Genomic DNA, 16,618 nt, shown 5'->3' on the forward strand with positions numbered 1-16,618 from the left:
GTACTCCTTATGAATGCTGCCGCAGCAGCGTCCGCATCGTGCGCATCGCGACCGACAGGTTGGCGAGGTCGAAGGCGTCCGAGCCCTGGATCTCCTCCAGGGTGGTGCGGGCCCGGCCGAGGATCGCGGCGTTCTTCTCCTCCCAGGCCTTGAAGCGCTGTTCGGGGGTCGAGGTGCCGTTGCCGACGGCCAGGACGTCCGCGGTCAGCGCCGAGTGGGCCGCGTAGAGGTCCTCGCGGATGGAGGCGCGGGCCATGGACTGCCAGCGGTCGGCGCGGGGCAGCTCGATGATGCGGTCCATGAGCTGGGTGATGTGGAGGCGGTCGGCGAGGTCGTAGTACACCTCGGCGACGTCCATCGGGTCACGGCCCATGCGGTCGGCCACCGAGACGATGTCCAGCGTCGGGAAGGCGGAGGAGAACCCGGCCACGCGCGTGGCGACCTCGTCCGGCACACCGGCACCGGCCAGCTCGTCGTAGATCTTCTGGTACCACTCCAGGTCGGCGCCCCGCAGCAGCTTCGGCAGCTGCGACCACACCAGTTCGACGCGGTCGCCGAAGAACTCGACGGTCTCGGCGAGCTGGAGCGGCTGCGGCCGGTTGTTGAGCAGCCAGCGCGTGCCACGCTCGACGAGGCGGCGCGAGTGCAGCCGGATCCGGGTCTGTACGGCGGCCTCGACCTGGTTGTCGAGCGACTCGACACCGTCCCACACGGCTGCCGAGCGGAAGATCGCGCGGGCCACGGTCTGCGCCCGGACGATCTCCTCCAGCGACGCGCCGGTCTCCTCACGGAGACGGTGCAGGTAGGTCGTACCACCCGTGTTGACCGTGTCGTTGACCAGGACGGTCGTGGTGATCTCGCGGTGCAGCGGGTGGTTGTCGATGTGGTCGGCGAACTTCTCGCGCAGCGCGGACGGGAAGTACGCGTGCAGCAGGGTGCGCAGGTACGGGTCGTCCGGCAGGGAGGTGTGCAGGAGTTCGTCGGCGACCGTGATCTTGGTGTACGCCATCAGGACGGCCGTCTCCGGGCTGGTCAGCCCCTGTCCGGCGCCGAGGCGTTCGCGGATCTGGCGGTCGGTCGGCAGGAACTCCAGGGCCCGGTCGAGGTGCCCCTCGCGCACCAGGTGGCGCATGAAGCGCTGCTGGGCGTGGAGCATGTCCTTGGACTGGGCGAGCGCGTTGGCGATCGCGGTGTTCTGCGCGTAGTTGTTGCGCAGGACCAGGTGTCCGACCTCGTCGGTCATCTCGGCGAGCTGCTTGTTGCGCTGCTTGACGGTCATGTCGCCGTCGGTGACCAGGCCGTTGAGCAGGATCTTGATGTTCACCTCGTGGTCGGAGGTGTCCACGCCCGCGCTGTTGTCGATGGCATCGGTGTTGATCTTGCCGCCGTGCAGTGCGAACTCGATCCGGCCGAGCTGGGTCAGGCCCAGGTTGCCGCCCTCGCCGACGACCCGTACGCGCAGGTCGGCGCCGTCGACGCGGATCGGGTCGTTGGCCTTGTCGCCGACGTCCGCGTGGGTCTCGGTGGACGCCTTCACATAGGTGCCGATGCCACCGTTCCACAGCAGGTCCACCGGCGCCTTGAGGATCGCCTTCATCAGGTCGGCCGGGGTCATCTTGGCGACCTTGTCCTCGATGCCGAGGGCCTCGCGGATGTGGGCGTTGACCTGGATGGACTTGGCGGTACGGGGGAACACGCCGCCGCCCGCGGAGATGAGCTCGGTGTTGTAGTCGGCCCAGCTGGAGCGCGGGAGTTCGAAGACGCGGCGGCGCTCGGCGTAGGAGGTGGCCGCGTCGGGCCTGGGGTCGATGAAGATGTGCCGGTGGTCGAAGGCGGCGACCAGGCGGATGTGCTCACTCAGCAGCATGCCGTTGCCGAACACGTCGCCGGACATGTCGCCGATGCCGACGACGGTGAAGTCCTCGGACTGGGTGTCGACGGCCAGTTCGCGGAAGTGCCGCTTGACGGACTCCCAGGCACCGCGGGCGGTGATGCCCATGCCCTTGTGGTCGTAGCCGGCCGAGCCGCCGGAGGCGAAGGCGTCGCCGAGCCAGAAGTTGTACGACTCCGCGACCCCGTTGGCGATGTCCGAGAACGTCGCCGTGCCCTTGTCGGCCGCGACCACCAGGTAGGTGTCGTCCTCGTCGTGCCGCACGACGTCGGCCGGGGGCACGACCTCGCCGGCCACCATGTTGTCGGTGATGTCGAGCAGGGCCGAGATGAACATCTTGTAGCTGGCGATGCCCTCGGCCAGCCAGGCGTCGCGGTCGACGGCCGGGTCCGGCAGCTGCTTGGCGACGAAGCCGCCCTTGGCGCCGACCGGCACGATGACGGTGTTCTTCACCATCTGCGCCTTGACCAGGCCGAGGATCTCCGTGCGGAAGTCCTCACGCCGGTCGGACCAGCGCAGACCACCGCGCGCGACCTTGCCGAAGCGCAGGTGCACGCCCTCGACGCGCGGGGAGTAGACCCAGATCTCGAACGCCGGGCGGGGCGCCGGGAGATCAGGGATGGCCTGCGGGTCGAACTTCATGGAGACGTAGTCGTGCGGCTTGCCGCCCGCGGCCTCCTGGAAGGAGTTGGTGCGCAGGGTCGCCTTGATGACGGTCAGGAAGGACCGCAGGATCCTGTCCTCGTCCAGCGAGGCCACCTGGTCGAGAGCCGCGTCGAGCTCCTCCAGCAGGGCGTCGACGAGTTCGTGCCCGGCGCGCTGCCGGTCCGGCGACATCCGGGCCTCGAACAGGGAGACGAGCAGCCGGGTGGTGTGGACGTTGTGGCGGAGGGTGTCCTCCATGTAGTCCTGGCTGAATGTCGAGCCCGCCTGGCGCAGGTACTTGGCGTACGCCCGCAGCACCATCGCCTGACGCCAGTTCAGGCCGGCGCTCAGCACCAGGGCGTTGAAGCCGTCGTTCTCCGCCCTGCCGGTCCAGGTGGCGGCGAAGGCCTCCTGGAAGCGCTCGCGGCCGTCGTCGCCGAGGTAGTCCCCGGTGCCGTTCTGGGACCGGGGCATGCGCAGGCCGAAGTCGTAGATCCAGGCGATGCTGCGGTCGGAGCAGCGCAGTTCGTAGGGCCGCTCGTCCGTGACCTCGACACCGAGCCGGCTGAGGACCGGCAGGACGGCGGACAGGGAGATCGCGTCGCCCTTGCGGTAGATCTTGAACCGGCGCTCCTCGGGGGCGGCGCCCACCGGCTCGTACAGGCTCAGCGCGAAGTCGTTGTCCTCGTTGAGCCGCTCCAGGTGGACGAGGTCGGCGACCGCGGAGCGCGGGGTGTGGTCGGCCTTGTAGCCCTCGGGGAAGGCGGTGCCGTAGCGGCGCAGCAGTTCGGCGGCGCGCTCCTCGCCGAGCTCGGCGTTGAGCGCCTGGTCGAAGCCGTCGGCCCAGGAGCGGGCGGCCTCGACCAGGCGGGCCTCGATGCGCTCCTTGTCGTCGTCGCTGAGCTGCGGCAGCTCGGTGCCCTGCGGGACTCGGACCACGAAGTGCAGCCGGGACAGGATCGACTCGGTGTTCCAGGCGGTGAAGTCGACGCTGATGCCGTCGAGTTCCTCCTTCAGGATGTCGATGATCCTGAGGCGGACGCCGGTGGTGTAGCGGTCGCGGGGCAGGTAGACGAGGGCCGAGTAGTAGCGGCCGTACTCGTCCTGGCGCAGGTACAGGCGCAGCCGGCGCCGCTCCTGGAGGTACAGGACGGAAGTGGCGATGGACTCCAGCTCGTCGGCCGGGGTCTGGAAGAGCTCGTCGCGCGGGTACGTCTCCAGGATCTGGAGGAGGTCCCGGCCGTCGTGGCTGTTGGGCGAGAAGCCCGCCCGCTCCAGCACCTCCTCCACCTTGCGGCGGATCACCGGGACGCGGCGCACCGACTCGGTGTACGCGGCGGAGGAGAACAGTCCGAGGAAGCGCCGCTCACCGACGACGTTGCCGGCCGCGTCGAACTTCTTGACGCCGATGTAGTCCAGGTACGAGGGCCGGTGCACGGTCGCCCGGCTGTTGGCCTTGGTCAGCACGAGCAGCTTGTGCTCACGGGCCTTCGCGCGGGCGTCGGCGGGCAGCCGCTCGAAGGACGGACTGACCGGGTGGCTCTCCTCGTCGGCGTGGTGCGGGTCGGAGCGCAGGATGCCGAGTCCGGTGCCGGGGACGGCCGCGAGGGAGTCGTCCTCCCTGAGCTGGTACTCCCGGTAGCCGAGGAAGGTGAAGTGGTCGGCTGCCAGCCAGCGCAGCAGCTCGCGGGCCTCGTCGATCTCCATGTCACGCAGGTCGGAGGCGACGGGTTCGGCGGGCAGTTCGTCGGCCATACGGAGGGCCGCGTCCCGCATCTTCTCCCAGTCCTCGACGGTCTCCCGGACGTCCGACAGGACGCGCAGCAGGTCGGCGGTGATCTGCTTCAGATCGGAACGGTCGGTCTCGCGGTCGATCTCGACATGGATCCACGACTCGATGTGCGCGTCGTGCGGAAGGTCACCGGAGGAGGGCGGGGCGGTGAGGACCTCGATCAGCTTGCCGGTGACATCGCGGCGGACGACGACCTGGGGATGGATGACGACATGGATGCCGCGTCCCTGCCGGGTCAGCTCGTTGGTGACGGAGTCGACGAGGAAGGGCATGTCGTCGGTGACGACCTCGACGACGGAGTGGGTGCACGTCCACCCGTTCTCCTCCACCGTGGGCGTGTGGACCCGCACGTTGGCCGTGCCCTGCGGACGGTTCTCGCCCAGCCGGAAGTGCGAGAGCGCGGCGCCGTAGACATCGATGGGGTCGCGGGAGGTCAGGTCTTCCGGGGCGGTGTGCAGGTAGTAGCGCTGGAGGAACGCGAGCACGGTCTCGCTGTCCGGGGTGTCCGGGGTGCGGGGGGTGTCCTCGTCGGTCGTCCCAGTCGGTAGGTGCCCCCCGACCGGGCTGTTCTCAGCTACCCGTGCAGCCCTTTCGAGCAACTCGGCCTTGGCTTCGTCCAGCTTGGTCTGCATTGTCCTCTGACTCCTGTCGCGCGCCGTTGCGTGACGTAGAAGGAAGTACGGGCTCTTCCCCTGCGGCTCGACGCCACGGCCCCGGGGTCTCCGGTCTGCTCCGACGCTATGCCGCAAGGTGAGATGAGCGGGGGGATATCAGCCATTCTCGACACGCCCGTCAGGTGTGACGCTGCTCTCTGCCGCGCCGGTGACGAGGGTGTGCTCGGCGTCATGAGGGCCCCTACGGCCCCGTCCCGCCCGCGAGGACCAGCGGCCGCCGCCCGGCCACGGAGGTGTTCCGTGCGCACCGGGCGCAGGGCGGGGGCCACAGCGCCCCCGCGAACTATCGCGCTGATCACGCCACCAAGGCTATCGCTCCTAGCAGGGGGGTCGTCATGAGCCGTATGTGTACAAAAGCAGGTGTGGAAGTTTGACAGTCTGCACAGGGGCGGAAGGGGCGAAGCCGTCGTAAGGCGACAGGTCGCCCAAGGGGTTGTCCGGCAGGTCGTCGGACGGTCGCCCGGCCAGACCGCCGGACGGGCCGACCGACCGAGGGCGCGTCCCTCAACCGGTCCGGCAGTCGGCTCGACAGCCGGTCGGGCAGTCGTTCGTCGGCCGGTCCGACGCGAACGCGTCCGGCAGACGCTCGTCCGACGGATCGCCCCGCGGCCCGCCCACTCATGTTCCCGATGCTGCACACCCCCTTGGCAAGGCCGTTTTCCGGATGCACGTTGCCGACATGACAGCAAAAATCCTGATCGTCACGGGCGACGCGGCGGAGTCACTGGAGGTCCTGTACCCCTACCAGCGCCTCCGTGAGGAGGGCTACGACGTCCACATCTCGGCCCCCGCCCGCAAGAAGCTCCGATTCGTGGTCCACGACTTCGAACCCGGCTTCGACACCTACACCGAGAAGCCCGGCTACACCTGGCCCGCCGACCTGGCCTTCGCCGAGGTCGACCCCGGTCAGTACGCCGCCCTCGTCATCCCCGGCGGCCGGGCACCCGAGTACCTGCGCAACGACCCCGAGCTCCGCAAGATTCTCAAGTCCTTCTTCGACGCGGACAAACCGGTCGCCCAGATCTGCCACGGCCCTCTGCTCACCGCAGCGATCGACAGCCTCCGCGGCCGCCACGTCACGGCCTATCCGGCCCTGGAGCCCGACATGCAGTCCGCCGGCGCCGCATTCCAGGACGCCGAGGTGGTGGTGGACGGCACGTTGGTCTCCTCCCGGGCATGGCCGGACCACCCGGGCTGGATGCGGGAGTTCCTGACGGTGTTGAGGGCCAAGGCACCGGTGACCTAGCCGACGCGGCGGTGCCGTGGGGGCCCGGCGATTGGACCCGACGGCACCGCACCGCACCGGCCGCGACCGCTACGCGGCTATGCGTTCGGCCTCCGCGACCGCCTCCGCCAAGGTGTCCACCACCGGGACACCCGCCACCTCAAGACTGGCCCGACTGTGCGAGCCGCCGGTGTACAGCACAGCCCGCGCCCCGACCCGCATGGCCGCCACGGCGTCATCCGCGGCGTCCCCGATCACCACCGTACGAGCCGCCTCCACCCCGGCCAGCGCCGCGAGATGCCGCTCCATGTGCTCCGCCTTGCTTCCCCCGGAGGGCCCGGTCCGCCCGTCCACCCGGAGGAAGTGCGACTCGATCCCGAAGCCTCTGACCAAGGGCACCAGTTCGTCGTGCCCGTACATGCTGAGGATCGACTGACTGCGCCCCGCGGACCGCCACCCCGTGAGCAGTTCCACCGCCCCGTCGGTCAGCCCGCAGCCCACCCGATGCTCGGTGTAGTACCGGTGGAAGGTCACGTCCATGACCTCCCACTCGGCCTCGGTGGGCAACCTGCCCAGCAACCGCTCGTAGAACTTCGGCACCGGCACGCAGTACAGCGCCCGGTACTGCTCCATCGTGATCGGCGTGAGCCCGAGCTCGCCGAACGCGGCGTTCGTCGCCCCGATGATCGCGTCGTTGTCGTGGAACAGCGTCCCGTTCCAGTCCCAGACGATGTGCGCCCCTGTCAGCTTCCCCATGCCAAAAACGTACCCGCCCCCACTGACAATCAAGAGACTCGCAGGTCAAGGCAGGTAAAACCGCAGCTCGGAGCAGACCGGGCCGCCCTCAGCCGCCCAGCCCCAGCAGGTTCGGGACCTCCTGTGTCGCGTACCACAGCAGCTCGTGGTCCTCGGCCCCGTCCACGACGAACTGCGCGTCGTCGTCCCCGCCGTCCGCCGCCGCGAGCGCGTCCACGGCTGCGGTGACGTCGGCCTCCGCGTCGGCCGCGTCGGCGTGCACCGCGGCCGCCTTGGCCAGCCTCACCGTCCCGGCCACCCGCACCTCACCGAGCGCCGCGGGATCGAGGCCACGGTCGGGATCGGCGGTAGCCGCGCCGTCGGCCACGTCGACGGCCACCACGACCCGGCGCCGTACGGCCCCGGCGTCCGCCGCGAGCAGTCGCAGCGAGGCCAGCGCGGCCCGGTTCAGCGCCGCGTACTCCAGCTCCTCGATGTCGTCGGAGAGGTACCACTCGCGCAGGGCGGGCGTGACGGCGTAGGCGAGGAGCGGCCCGGCCCCCAGCTCACCCGTCTTGTACGCCTCGGCGAGACCGGAGAGGGTCAGGGGGACGTAGACGCGCATGACTGGCCGCTTTCGTGGTCGGGGAACGGCGTCGCGGAGCTCCGCGAAGGCCTTCAGGATACGTGCGGGCGTCCCCTTTCGAGTCCCTGCCCAGGCCTCGCGAAGCGTCCACCCAAGGCCCGGAATTCACCCGCCCCACCCCCGGGACCTCGGGCTTCCACCCCCTTTGATCACCCTGATAGGTGAACATCTCGACCGCCCGGCCCGGCCCCGCCGCTTCCTTGCCGTCGCGGTCCACGGCCACGTACAAGATCCTCATCCACAAAGTTACTGCCCGGTACTTCCGGGCGGGGCAGAACGGGGATCCCATGAACAAGGTCATGACCAGGGCTCAGCACCACTCGGGCACCCGCCCGGCGGCCCGCCGCGACACCCGCCGCCCGGGCGGCACACCGCCCCGCACGCCCGGCGGCAGCACACCCCGTACGGCCCCGGGCGACGGCCGCCCACCGGGCTCCCCCGGCGGTGGCTCCCGCGCCCGTACGGGACCCGCGGACAGCCGGCCCCTGGGTGCCCCCGGCCGGAGCACCGCCCCCGTCGGCGAGACCGTCCGTGACCGGGCCGCCGCGCCTCACCCCGACCCGGTCGTCCCCACCCAGCCCCCGCGCCGCCCCCTGGTCCCTCAACCCCGCCCCACCGACCTCTTCGCCGACCTGCTCCTCGGTGTCCTGAGCGGCCGGCGCCCCGTCCACTCGATGCTCCGGCACACCGCGGGGCGCGCCTACGACGAGCTGGCCTGGCTGGCCGAACGCGGCTCCCTGCGCACCCGCGGCACCCACCCCGTGGTCCGGGACATCGGCTACTTCGTCCCGCGCCCCGGCGCCGTGGAGGCCTTCGCCCGGATCGGCGCCGGCGACCAGCTGCGTGCCATGGCCTTCCGCCTGGAACAGGGCCAGGACCGCCGCTGGCGCTGCACAGCGGTCGAACTGGGCGGACCCCGGGCTCCGCGCCCGTACGACGACTGACAGGCCGGGAGGGGCCCCGGAGAGGCTCCGCACGCCGAAGGGCCGGGTCACGTGGAGCGACCCGGCCCTTCCTCCGTCACGGCACCACCGGCGCCGTCACGCGAATCCGCTGCGGCGCCACCGGCACCGCGTAGGCACTACTTCTTGCGGCGCGCCCGGCCACGGGACTGCTTGCGCCGCTCCGCGCGGGTGAGACCGTCCGCCTCGGAGCGCACGGGCTCGTCGTCGTCGGCGAACTCGCCCTCGATGACACCGCCCTCGCCGTCCACGGTCGGCGCGGAGAAGTGCAGGTCCCGGCGCTGCGGGGCGTCGAGTCCCTTCGCCCGGATCTCGGGACGCGCGCCGGCCTGCGCCGGAACCACGTCCTGCTTGTCGAGGGACGGCTTCTCGTCCTGGACCGGGACCTCCTCGACCTGCTGCTCGACCTGGACCTCCAGGTTGAACAGGTAGCCGACGGACTCCTCCTTGATGCCCTCCATCATGGCGGTGAACATGTCGAAGCCCTCGCGCTGGTACTCGACCAGCGGGTCCTTCTGCGCCATCGCGCGCAGGCCGATGCCCTCCTGGAGGTAGTCCATCTCGTAGAGGTGCTCGCGCCACTTGCGGTCCAGGACCGACAGCACGACCCGGCGCTCCAGTTCACGCATGATCTCGGAGCCGAGCTGCGCCTCACGCGACTGGTACTGCTCGAGGATGTCTTCCTTGATGGACTCGGAGATGTACTCGGCGGTCAGGCCCGCGCGGTCGCCGGCCGCGTCCTCCAGCTCCTCGACGGTGATCTTCACCGGGTAGAGCTGCTTGAACGCGCCCCACAGCCGGTCGAGGTCCCAGTCCTCGGCGAAGCCCTCCGCGGTCTCCGCGCTGATGTACGCGTCGATGGTGTCGTCCATGAAGTGCACGACCTGCTCCTGCAGGTCCTCGCCCTCAAGGACGCGCCGCCGCTCGCCGTAGATGACCTCGCGCTGCCGGTTGAGGACCTCGTCGTACTTCAGGACATTCTTACGGGTCTCGAAGTTCTGCTGCTCGACCTGCGACTGGGCGGACGCGATCGCGCGCGTGACCATCTTGTTCTCGATCGGCACGTCGTCGGGGACGTTCGCCATCGACATGACGCGCTCGACCATCTGGGCCTTGAACAGGCGCATCAGGTCGTCGCCGAGGGAGAGGTAGAAGCGGGACTCGCCGGGGTCGCCCTGACGGCCGGAACGGCCGCGCAGCTGGTTGTCGATACGGCGCGACTCGTGCCGCTCGGTGCCGAGGACGTAGAGCCCGCCGAGGTCCTTGACCTCCTCGAACTCCGCCTTGACCGCCTGTTCGGCCTTCTCCAGGGCGGCGGGCAGGGCCGCGGCCCACTCCTCGATGTGCTCCTCGGGGTCGAGGCCGCGCTGACGCAGCTCCGCCTCCGCGAGGTCCTCGGGGTTGCCGCCGAGCTTGATGTCGGTACCGCGGCCGGCCATGTTGGTGGCCACGGTCACGGCGCCCTTGCGGCCGGCCTGGGCGACGATCGTCGCCTCACGGTCGTGCTGCTTCGCGTTCAGCACCTCGTGCTGGACACCGCGCTTGGACAGCTGCTGCGAGAGGTACTCGGACTTCTCGACCGACGTCGTACCGACGAGGATCGGCTGCCCCTTCTCGTGCTTCTCGACGATGTCGTCGACGACCGCCTCGAACTTCGCGACCTCGGTGCGGTAGATCAGGTCCGACTGGTCCTTGCGGACCATCGGCCGGTTGGTCGGGATCGGGACGACGCCGAGCTTGTAGATCTGGTGGAACTCGGCGGCCTCGGTCATCGCCGTACCGGTCATGCCGCACAGCCCGGCCTGTTCCTTGCCGTTGTGGTCATGGCGCTTGTAGAGGCGGAAGAAGTTCTGGAGGGTGATCGTGGCAAGGGTCTGGTTCTCGTCCTTGATGTCCACCCCTTCCTTCGCCTCGATGGCCTGGTGCATGCCCTCGTTGTAGCGACGGCCCGCGAGGATACGGCCGGTGTGCTCGTCGACGATCATGACTTCGCCGTCCATGACGACGTAGTCCTTGTCCTTCTTGAAGAGCTCCTTCGCCTTGATGGCGTTGTTCAGGTAGCCCACCAGAGGGGTGTTCACCGACTCGTAGAGGTTGTCGATGCCCAGCCAGTCCTCGACCTTGCTCACACCGGCCTCGTGGATGGCGACGGTGCGCTTCTTCTCGTCGACCTCGTAGTCGCCGGTCTCCTCGATGCCCTTGAGCTGGTTGCCGGCCTCGCCCTTCTTCAGGCGCGTGACCAGCTTGGCGAAGTCGCCGTACCACTTGGTGGCCTGGTCGGCCGGGCCGGAGATGATCAGCGGCGTACGGGCCTCGTCGACGAGGATGGAGTCGACCTCGTCGACGATGGCGAAGTTGTGGCCACGCTGGACGAGTTCGTCCTGGGACCACGCCATGTTGTCGCGAAGGTAGTCGAAGCCGAACTCGTTGTTCGTGCCGTACGTGATGTCGCACGCGTACTGCTCGCGACGCTGGGCCGGCGTCATGTTGGCGAGGATGCAACCGACTTCCAGGCCCAGGAACTTGTGGACGCGGCCCATCATCTCGGAGTCGCGCTCGGCCAGGTAGTCGTTGACCGTGATCAGGTGGACGCCCTTGCCGGACAGCGCGTTCAGATACGCGGGCAGCGTGCCGACGAGGGTCTTGCCCTCACCGGTCTTCATCTCGGCCACATAACCGAGGTGGAGGGCGGCGCCGCCCATGATCTGCACGTCGTAGTGGCGCTGGCCGAGTGCGCGCTTGGCGCCCTCGCGCACAGTGGCGAACGCCTCGGGGAGCAGGTCGTCCAGGGTCTCACCGTCGGCGTACCGCTGCTTGTACTCGTCGGTGAGGGCCCGCAGCTCGGCGTCGGAGAGGCTGACGAAGTCCTCTTCGATGGAGTTGACCTGGTCCGCGATGCGGTGCAGCTTGCGCAGGATCTTGCCTTCGCCTGCACGCATGATCTTCGAGAGGACGGACACGGGGGTTGGTCTCCTTGCCGGTCGGGCCTGGGACGGTCGGTTTCCATTGGACTTACTGAGCAACGGCCATCGTATGCGAGGACCCCGCCACGTCGGGAGGCCTGCCGGGCAGGCCGACTGTCAGCTCGTTCAAATCTGCTTCAAAGGTGACAACGGACGGGGAACAACGATGGTGCCGCGCCCCGCTCGCGAATTGCACGAATTGTGATCACCCGCTCACCCACGGCGAAAACAATGGCGCCTTCAGCGAACACCCGGCCAGAATCGGCCGATGGAACCCGTCACGCTGACCACGGACCGTCTCCTGCTGCGCGCACCCGCGGGGCGGGACACCGGTGCCGTCCTCACGGCCGTCCAGGACCCCGACGTCCTGCGCTGGACCACCATCCCCTCGCCCTACCTGTCCGAGCACGCCCAGAGCTTCACCGAACAGCTGGTACCGGACGGCTGGGCGAACGACACGACGTTCACCTGGGGTCTCTTCCTCCCCGAAGGGGAGGACCTGGTGGGCATGCTCAGCCTGAGCCGACGCTCGCCGGGCACGGCCGAGATCGGCTACTGGGGCAGCAGGGACCACCGCGGCAACGGCTACGTCACCGAGGCCGTCCGCGCGAGCTCCCGCTGGGCCTTCACCGAACTGTCGGTCGACCGCGTGGAATGGCGCGCGGAAGTGGGCAACCAGCCCTCCCGCGCCGTGGCCGAGCGCGCGGGCTTCGTCGTCGAGGGCGTCCTGCGCTCCGGGACGGTCCACCAAGGCGTGCGCCGGGACTGCTGGGTGGGCGCCCTGTTGCCGTCGGACCTCGGCCTGCCGTCGACAGCGCCCTATCTCCCCGCCCCTCGGTAGACACCGTCCCGGTGGCGGCCACCGCAACCTGAGTATCAGCATCAATGTCAGTGCCGGCCTCTATCGTTCGGACCCATGACGACTCCGCCTCCCACCACCGAACTCTCGGCCGACGAGGCCCGCCGCATCGCGCTGCGCGCCCAGGGCTTCCTCGGCACCCCCGACCGCCGGTCCGGAGTCCGCGGCGTCCTTCGTCACCTCGGCGCGGTCCAGCTCGACACCATCTCGGTCCTCGCGCGGTCCCACGAGCTCATCCCTTACGCCCGGCTCGGCGCGGTGGGCCGCAGGACCGTCGAGGACGCGTACTGGAAGACCGGCCCGACGGGCGCGCCCCACGCCTTCGAGTACTGGTCGCACGCGGCGTGCATCCTGCCCATCGAGGAGTGGCCCCACTTCGCCTTCCGCCGCCGCGCCTACCGCAGCCGTCCGCACTGGAACCACCAGCTCCCGGACGGCACCTACGAGCAGGTCATCAAGCAGCTCCGCACCGAAGGCCCCCTCACCGCCACGGAATTGGGCGGTGCGAAGAAGACCAGCGAGTGGTGGGACTGGTCCGGTACCAAGGTCGCCGTCGAACGCGCCCTGATGTACGGCGAGGTGGTCTGCGTGGAGCGTCGCGGCTGGAAGCGGGTGTACGACCTCGCCGAGCGCGCGATCCCCGCCGAACTCCTCCATGACGAGCTGGACGACGCCGAGTGCCTGCGCCGCCTCGTCCGTCTCGCCGGCCTGTCGTTGGGCGTCGGCACCCGCGCGGACATCGCCGACTACCACCGTCTGAAGGGCGAACAGGTGGAAGCGGTGATCGCCGACTCAGGCCTGGTGCCGGTCACGGTCGAGGGCTGGTCCAAGCCGGCCTGGGCCGACCCCGCGGCCCTGGAGACACCTTCGCGCGGCCGCCACCGCACCACGCTGCTGTCCCCGTTCGACTCCCTGATCTGGGAACGCGCGCGTACTGAGCGGATCTTCGGCTTCACCCACCGCCTGGAGGCCTACGTCCCCAAGCCCAAGCGGATCCACGGCTACTTCGCGATGCCGGTGCTGGCCGGCGGCCGGCTCGTCGGGCGCGTGGACCCGGCCCGCGAGGGCGGCACGCTGGTGGCCAGGCAGGTCACCCTGGAGGGCCCGAAAGCGGTCCCGGCAGTGGCACAGGCCCTGGTCGAGGCGGCGAGCTGGGTGGACTGCACGGACGTACGGGTGGAGCGGGTGGACGCTCCCGAGCTGCGCGAGCCCCTGGCGCGGGAACTCGCACACGCGCTCTCCTGAGCCTCAGCGGATCTCGAGGATCTTCTCCCGCATCGCGTAGACCACCGCTTCCATCCTGGAGTGCAGCTGGAGCTTCTCCAGGATGTTGCGCACATGGTTCTTCACGGTGTTCTCGGAGATGAACAGCTCCTTGGCGATGTCCCGGTTGTTCATCCCGGTGGCGACGAGCTTGAGCACTTCCAGCTCACGGTCGGTCAGCCGCGGGGCCGGCACGAGACGTCGCTCGTCCGTCCGCTGGATCATCGACTTGAACTCGGTGAGCAGTTTCGACGCCATGGAAGGGCTGATCTGCGACTGGCCGTCGGCCACCGCACGAATGGCCGTGGCCACCTCGTCCGTCGAGATCTCCTTGAGGAGATATCCGGTCGCGCCCGCCTTGATCGCGTCGTAGAGGTCGGCCTCCTCGTCGCTGATCGTCAGCATGATGATCTTGGCGCTGGGAGCCACCTCCTTGATGGAGGTACAGGCCTCGATCCCGCCCCGCTTGGGCATCCGCACATCCATCAGAACGATGTCCGGCAGCAGGTCGGCTGCCTTGTCGACGGCCTCCGCGCCGTCGCCCGCCTCACCGACGACCTGGATGTCCTCCTCGGCCGCGAGCACGATCTCCAGTCCGCGCCGGAAGAGGGCATGGTCGTCCACGACCAGGACCCGGATCGGCTCCTTGCGTGGAGAGCCCGCGTCCGTGCCCATGCTGACGACGCCGTCGCCGGCGTCATCGCCGCGCAGCGGTCCGAAGCTGTCCGCCATCGTTCCTCCCCCTGAAGGCTGTGGCTGATCCTGTGCCATCGCCAACCCAAGGCATCGGCCCACCGGTTGGGCCGGTGCAGCCATGATTCCATGCCCGGACGACAGTGGGGTGACAGAGCGGGGCGCGAAACGGTCGCACGCGGGTGCCCCTGGGGGCGCACACGCGCTCCAGGGGCACCCGCTCAGCTGTCATCCGGGAGGGTCAGCTCCCCGTCGTACCGCCGGCCGCGGGGGAGTGCGCCCTGGCGACCATCGGGTCCGTGCTCAGGTGGATGACGCCGTAGTCGTAGGCGTGTCGCCGGTAGACGACACTCGGTTCCTTGGTCTCGGAGTCGACGAACAGATAGAAGTCGTGCCCGACCAGCTCCATCTCGTAGAGAGCCTGGTCGAGGGTCATCGGGGAGGCGACGTGGGTCTTCTCACGAACGACGAGGGGACCTTCACCCTTGATCTCCAGCGAGCCGATCTTCTTGGTGGGCACGCCGTCCGGCTCTTCCTCGTGAACGGCCTGTCCGTTGCCGTTGAGCGTCGCCGCGCCCGGGACGTGGTCGGCGACCTCGGCAGCCGTGAGCCGCCGTGCGCCTCGACGGGTGTGGCGCTTGTCGTGCTCCTTGCGCAGCCGGGCGTCCAGCTTCTCCGCCGCCAGGTCGAGTGCCGCGTACGGGTCGCTGGCTGCCGCTTCCGCCCGGATCACCGGACCGCGGGAGCGGAGCGTGATCTCCACTCGGTCACAGCGGTCGGCCTGTCGGGGGTTCGGCTCCTTGGAGACCTCGACGTCGAGGCTGATCACCTTGCCATCGAGCTTCTGGATCTTCTCCAGCTTCAGCTTCTCGGCCACGTGCTTGCGGAACCGCTCGGGCACCTCGGTCTTGCGGCCCTTGACGACGATGTCCACGCAGAACTCCGTTCCCGGATCGCTCCGCTTCGCTGCGGAGCGTCTCCCTTTTGCACCAGGCTCCGGTGAGCCCCGGAACCTCGGACTCGGTGACTTCCACCTCCTCCCCCGCGGGCAAGATCTCCATTCCACCATCGCGCGCGCTGGTGGAAACCCCGCGGCACGGCATTCGGATTTGCGAGGTGTGGCCTGGGCCTTTCTCTCACAACCGAACATATCTCGCCCGGACGGATGTCGTCACCCTCTACTGCGGCGTACCTCCGTTCAGGTGAATAGGTCCTCTCGTAACCTGCAACGATGCAACTTCGCAGTCAGTTCCGGTTTATTTCGAAGGAATCCGGCGAGGCCGCGACCACAGCCGCGCAGATGACGTCACGAACGCCACCGGCGCCCACCACTGCCGTCGAGCAGCGCTCCCGGCCCGTGTCCTCCTCCGTCACCGTGACCATTCGTTCCCCCATGCCTTCCCGAGTTGCAGCGGTGTACACGGCGCCTGCCCCTTCACCACAGCATCCATCCACTCCCCGTCCACCACGACAGCCGCACACGGCCTGCCGCAGTCCGTCATGCCGTCCGGCCGTGCCCCGCTGTTCTCGGCCAGGCCGTCCACCCACCCCCTGTTGCCGTTGATCACGGTGGCCGACCGCAGTCTGTTCACCGCGACGCCAGGCCTGTCCAACACGCTCCGCGTTCTCCCGGGCCTTCGCCTCCCGGACGGCCCGAGCCGCCTCTGCCAGGGATGCGCCCGTAGTCATCAGGTCGTCGACCAGCACGACCAGCCCCTGCGCCAACAGGCCTCCCCCACCGGGGGCAACCGTCAGCGCGCCGGCGAGATTGTCCAACCGCTGCCGGGAGTTGAGCCCCGACTGGTCGGCCACCCCCCGCCGCTGCCGCAGAACGGCCACCACTCGAGTCGGCATCCCCGCCCGCCGCAACTCCCCCGCCGCCGCCAGCGCGATCCGCCGCGCCGGATCCTGCCCGCGAGCCCGCACAGCCCGCCGCGCAGACGGCACGGGAACGAGCAGCACAGGCACACCGAGCCCATCCCCCTGCCAAACACCACGGGCAACCGCACCCGGCTCCACGTCACCACCACCGGTCAAGGCATCGGCGCCCCACTGCACATCGCCACCACTCCTGAAGGCCTCGGCCCCCGACCGCACACGGCCGCCATACGGCAACACCTCCGCACAGGACTGCGTACCCCTGCCGTACGTCAAACCCTCTGGCCCCGTCGGCACGCCGCCATACGTCCGACCCTCCGAGCCCCCCACCTCGACCCCCGACGCACCGACCGCCCACGACTGCCCGACCCCTACCCCGACCCCGCCCACGC

Annotated in this window: 11 protein-coding genes; 4 read left to right on the forward strand and 7 right to left on the reverse strand. The window is 69.4% G+C overall.

Translation table 11 applies throughout. The features are described from left to right. Window positions 1-7: 7 nt before the first annotated feature. The gene (locus tag ACFYRX_RS41575; RefSeq protein ID WP_389111922.1) at window positions 8-4,960 is read right to left on the reverse strand and encodes an NAD-glutamate dehydrogenase; all 4,953 of its coding nucleotides are present in this window, start codon (window positions 4,958-4,960) and stop codon (window positions 8-10) included. Window positions 4,961-5,681: 721 nt separating this feature from the next. Here ACFYRX_RS41575 and ACFYRX_RS41580 point away from each other — a divergent pair. Further along, window positions 5,682-6,248 carry a DJ-1/PfpI family protein gene (locus tag ACFYRX_RS41580; RefSeq protein WP_389111924.1) on the forward strand — a complete coding sequence of 189 codons (567 nt, stop codon included), beginning with the start codon at window positions 5,682-5,684 and terminating at the stop codon, window positions 6,246-6,248. Window positions 6,249-6,317: 69 nt separating this feature from the next. Here the strand turns inward: ACFYRX_RS41580 and ACFYRX_RS41585 are convergent, their stop codons facing one another. Both ACFYRX_RS41585 and ACFYRX_RS41590 read right to left on the reverse strand, forming a co-directional pair. Next, on the reverse strand, window positions 6,318-6,983 hold the full coding sequence (locus ACFYRX_RS41585; RefSeq protein ID WP_389111926.1) for an HAD family hydrolase: 666 nt from the start codon (window positions 6,981-6,983) through the stop codon (window positions 6,318-6,320). Window positions 6,984-7,071: 88 nt separating this feature from the next. Continuing rightward, on the reverse strand, window positions 7,072-7,587 hold the full coding sequence (locus ACFYRX_RS41590; protein ID WP_389111927.1) for a DUF6912 family protein: 516 nt from the start codon (window positions 7,585-7,587) through the stop codon (window positions 7,072-7,074). Between the two features lie 308 nt (window positions 7,588-7,895). Between ACFYRX_RS41590 and ACFYRX_RS41595 the strand changes: the two genes are divergently transcribed. Next, a complete protein-coding gene (locus ACFYRX_RS41595; protein ID WP_389111929.1) occupies window positions 7,896-8,552 on the forward strand; it encodes an Rv3235 family protein in 657 nt (218 codons plus the stop codon). Window positions 8,553-8,689: 137 nt separating this feature from the next. Here the strand turns inward: ACFYRX_RS41595 and secA are convergent, their stop codons facing one another. Then, a complete protein-coding gene (secA, locus tag ACFYRX_RS41600) occupies window positions 8,690-11,530 on the reverse strand; it encodes a preprotein translocase subunit SecA (RefSeq protein ID WP_389111930.1) in 2,841 nt (946 codons plus the stop codon). 271 nt (window positions 11,531-11,801) lie between these two features. On the opposite strand from secA, the gene ACFYRX_RS41605 reads away from it, so the two are divergent. After that, complete coding sequence (locus ACFYRX_RS41605; protein ID WP_389111932.1) at window positions 11,802-12,374, forward strand: GNAT family N-acetyltransferase; 573 nt, start codon at window positions 11,802-11,804, stop codon at window positions 12,372-12,374. 75 nt (window positions 12,375-12,449) lie between these two features. Next, window positions 12,450-13,637, forward strand: coding sequence for a winged helix-turn-helix domain-containing protein (locus ACFYRX_RS41610; protein WP_389111933.1), 1,188 nt, complete (start codon window positions 12,450-12,452; stop codon window positions 13,635-13,637). Window positions 13,638-13,640: 3 nt separating this feature from the next. Here ACFYRX_RS41610 and ACFYRX_RS41615 read toward each other — a convergent pair whose 3' ends face one another. From ACFYRX_RS41615 to ACFYRX_RS41625, 3 genes are all read right to left on the reverse strand, one after another. Beyond that, on the reverse strand, window positions 13,641-14,387 hold the full coding sequence (locus ACFYRX_RS41615; RefSeq protein WP_389111934.1) for a response regulator: 747 nt from the start codon (window positions 14,385-14,387) through the stop codon (window positions 13,641-13,643). A 202-nt stretch (window positions 14,388-14,589) separates the two neighbouring features. After that, a complete protein-coding gene (gene hpf, locus ACFYRX_RS41620; protein ID WP_389111936.1) occupies window positions 14,590-15,282 on the reverse strand; it encodes a ribosome hibernation-promoting factor, HPF/YfiA family in 693 nt (230 codons plus the stop codon). Window positions 15,283-15,593: 311 nt separating this feature from the next. Continuing rightward, window positions 15,594-16,502, reverse strand: coding sequence for a ComF family protein (locus tag ACFYRX_RS41625; protein ID WP_389111962.1), 909 nt, complete (start codon window positions 16,500-16,502; stop codon window positions 15,594-15,596). Window positions 16,503-16,618: the final 116 nt, after the last annotated feature.

The sequence above is a fragment of the Streptomyces sp. NPDC005374 genome, assembly GCF_042872225.1.
GTDB lineage: Bacteria > Actinomycetota > Actinomycetes > Streptomycetales > Streptomycetaceae > Streptomyces.

Excerpts from the sequence above, each read along its gene's own strand:
- ACFYRX_RS41585 (WP_389111926.1), bottom strand. The coding sequence starts at position 6,983 with ATGGGGAAGCTGACAGGGGCGCACATCGTCTGGGACTGGAACGGGACG.
- ACFYRX_RS41575 (WP_389111922.1), bottom strand. The coding sequence starts at position 4,960 with ATGCAGACCAAGCTGGACGAAGCCAAGGCCGAGTTGCTCGAAAGGGCT.
- ACFYRX_RS41610 (WP_389111933.1), top strand. The coding sequence starts at position 12,450 with ATGACGACTCCGCCTCCCACCACCGAACTCTCGGCCGACGAGGCCCGC.
- ACFYRX_RS41605 (WP_389111932.1), top strand. The coding sequence starts at position 11,802 with ATGGAACCCGTCACGCTGACCACGGACCGTCTCCTGCTGCGCGCACCC.
- ACFYRX_RS41590 (WP_389111927.1), bottom strand. The coding sequence starts at position 7,587 with ATGCGCGTCTACGTCCCCCTGACCCTCTCCGGTCTCGCCGAGGCGTAC.
- ACFYRX_RS41595 (WP_389111929.1), top strand. The coding sequence starts at position 7,896 with ATGAACAAGGTCATGACCAGGGCTCAGCACCACTCGGGCACCCGCCCG.
- ACFYRX_RS41580 (WP_389111924.1), top strand. The coding sequence starts at position 5,682 with ATGACAGCAAAAATCCTGATCGTCACGGGCGACGCGGCGGAGTCACTG.
- ACFYRX_RS41615 (WP_389111934.1), bottom strand. The coding sequence starts at position 14,387 with ATGGCGGACAGCTTCGGACCGCTGCGCGGCGATGACGCCGGCGACGGC.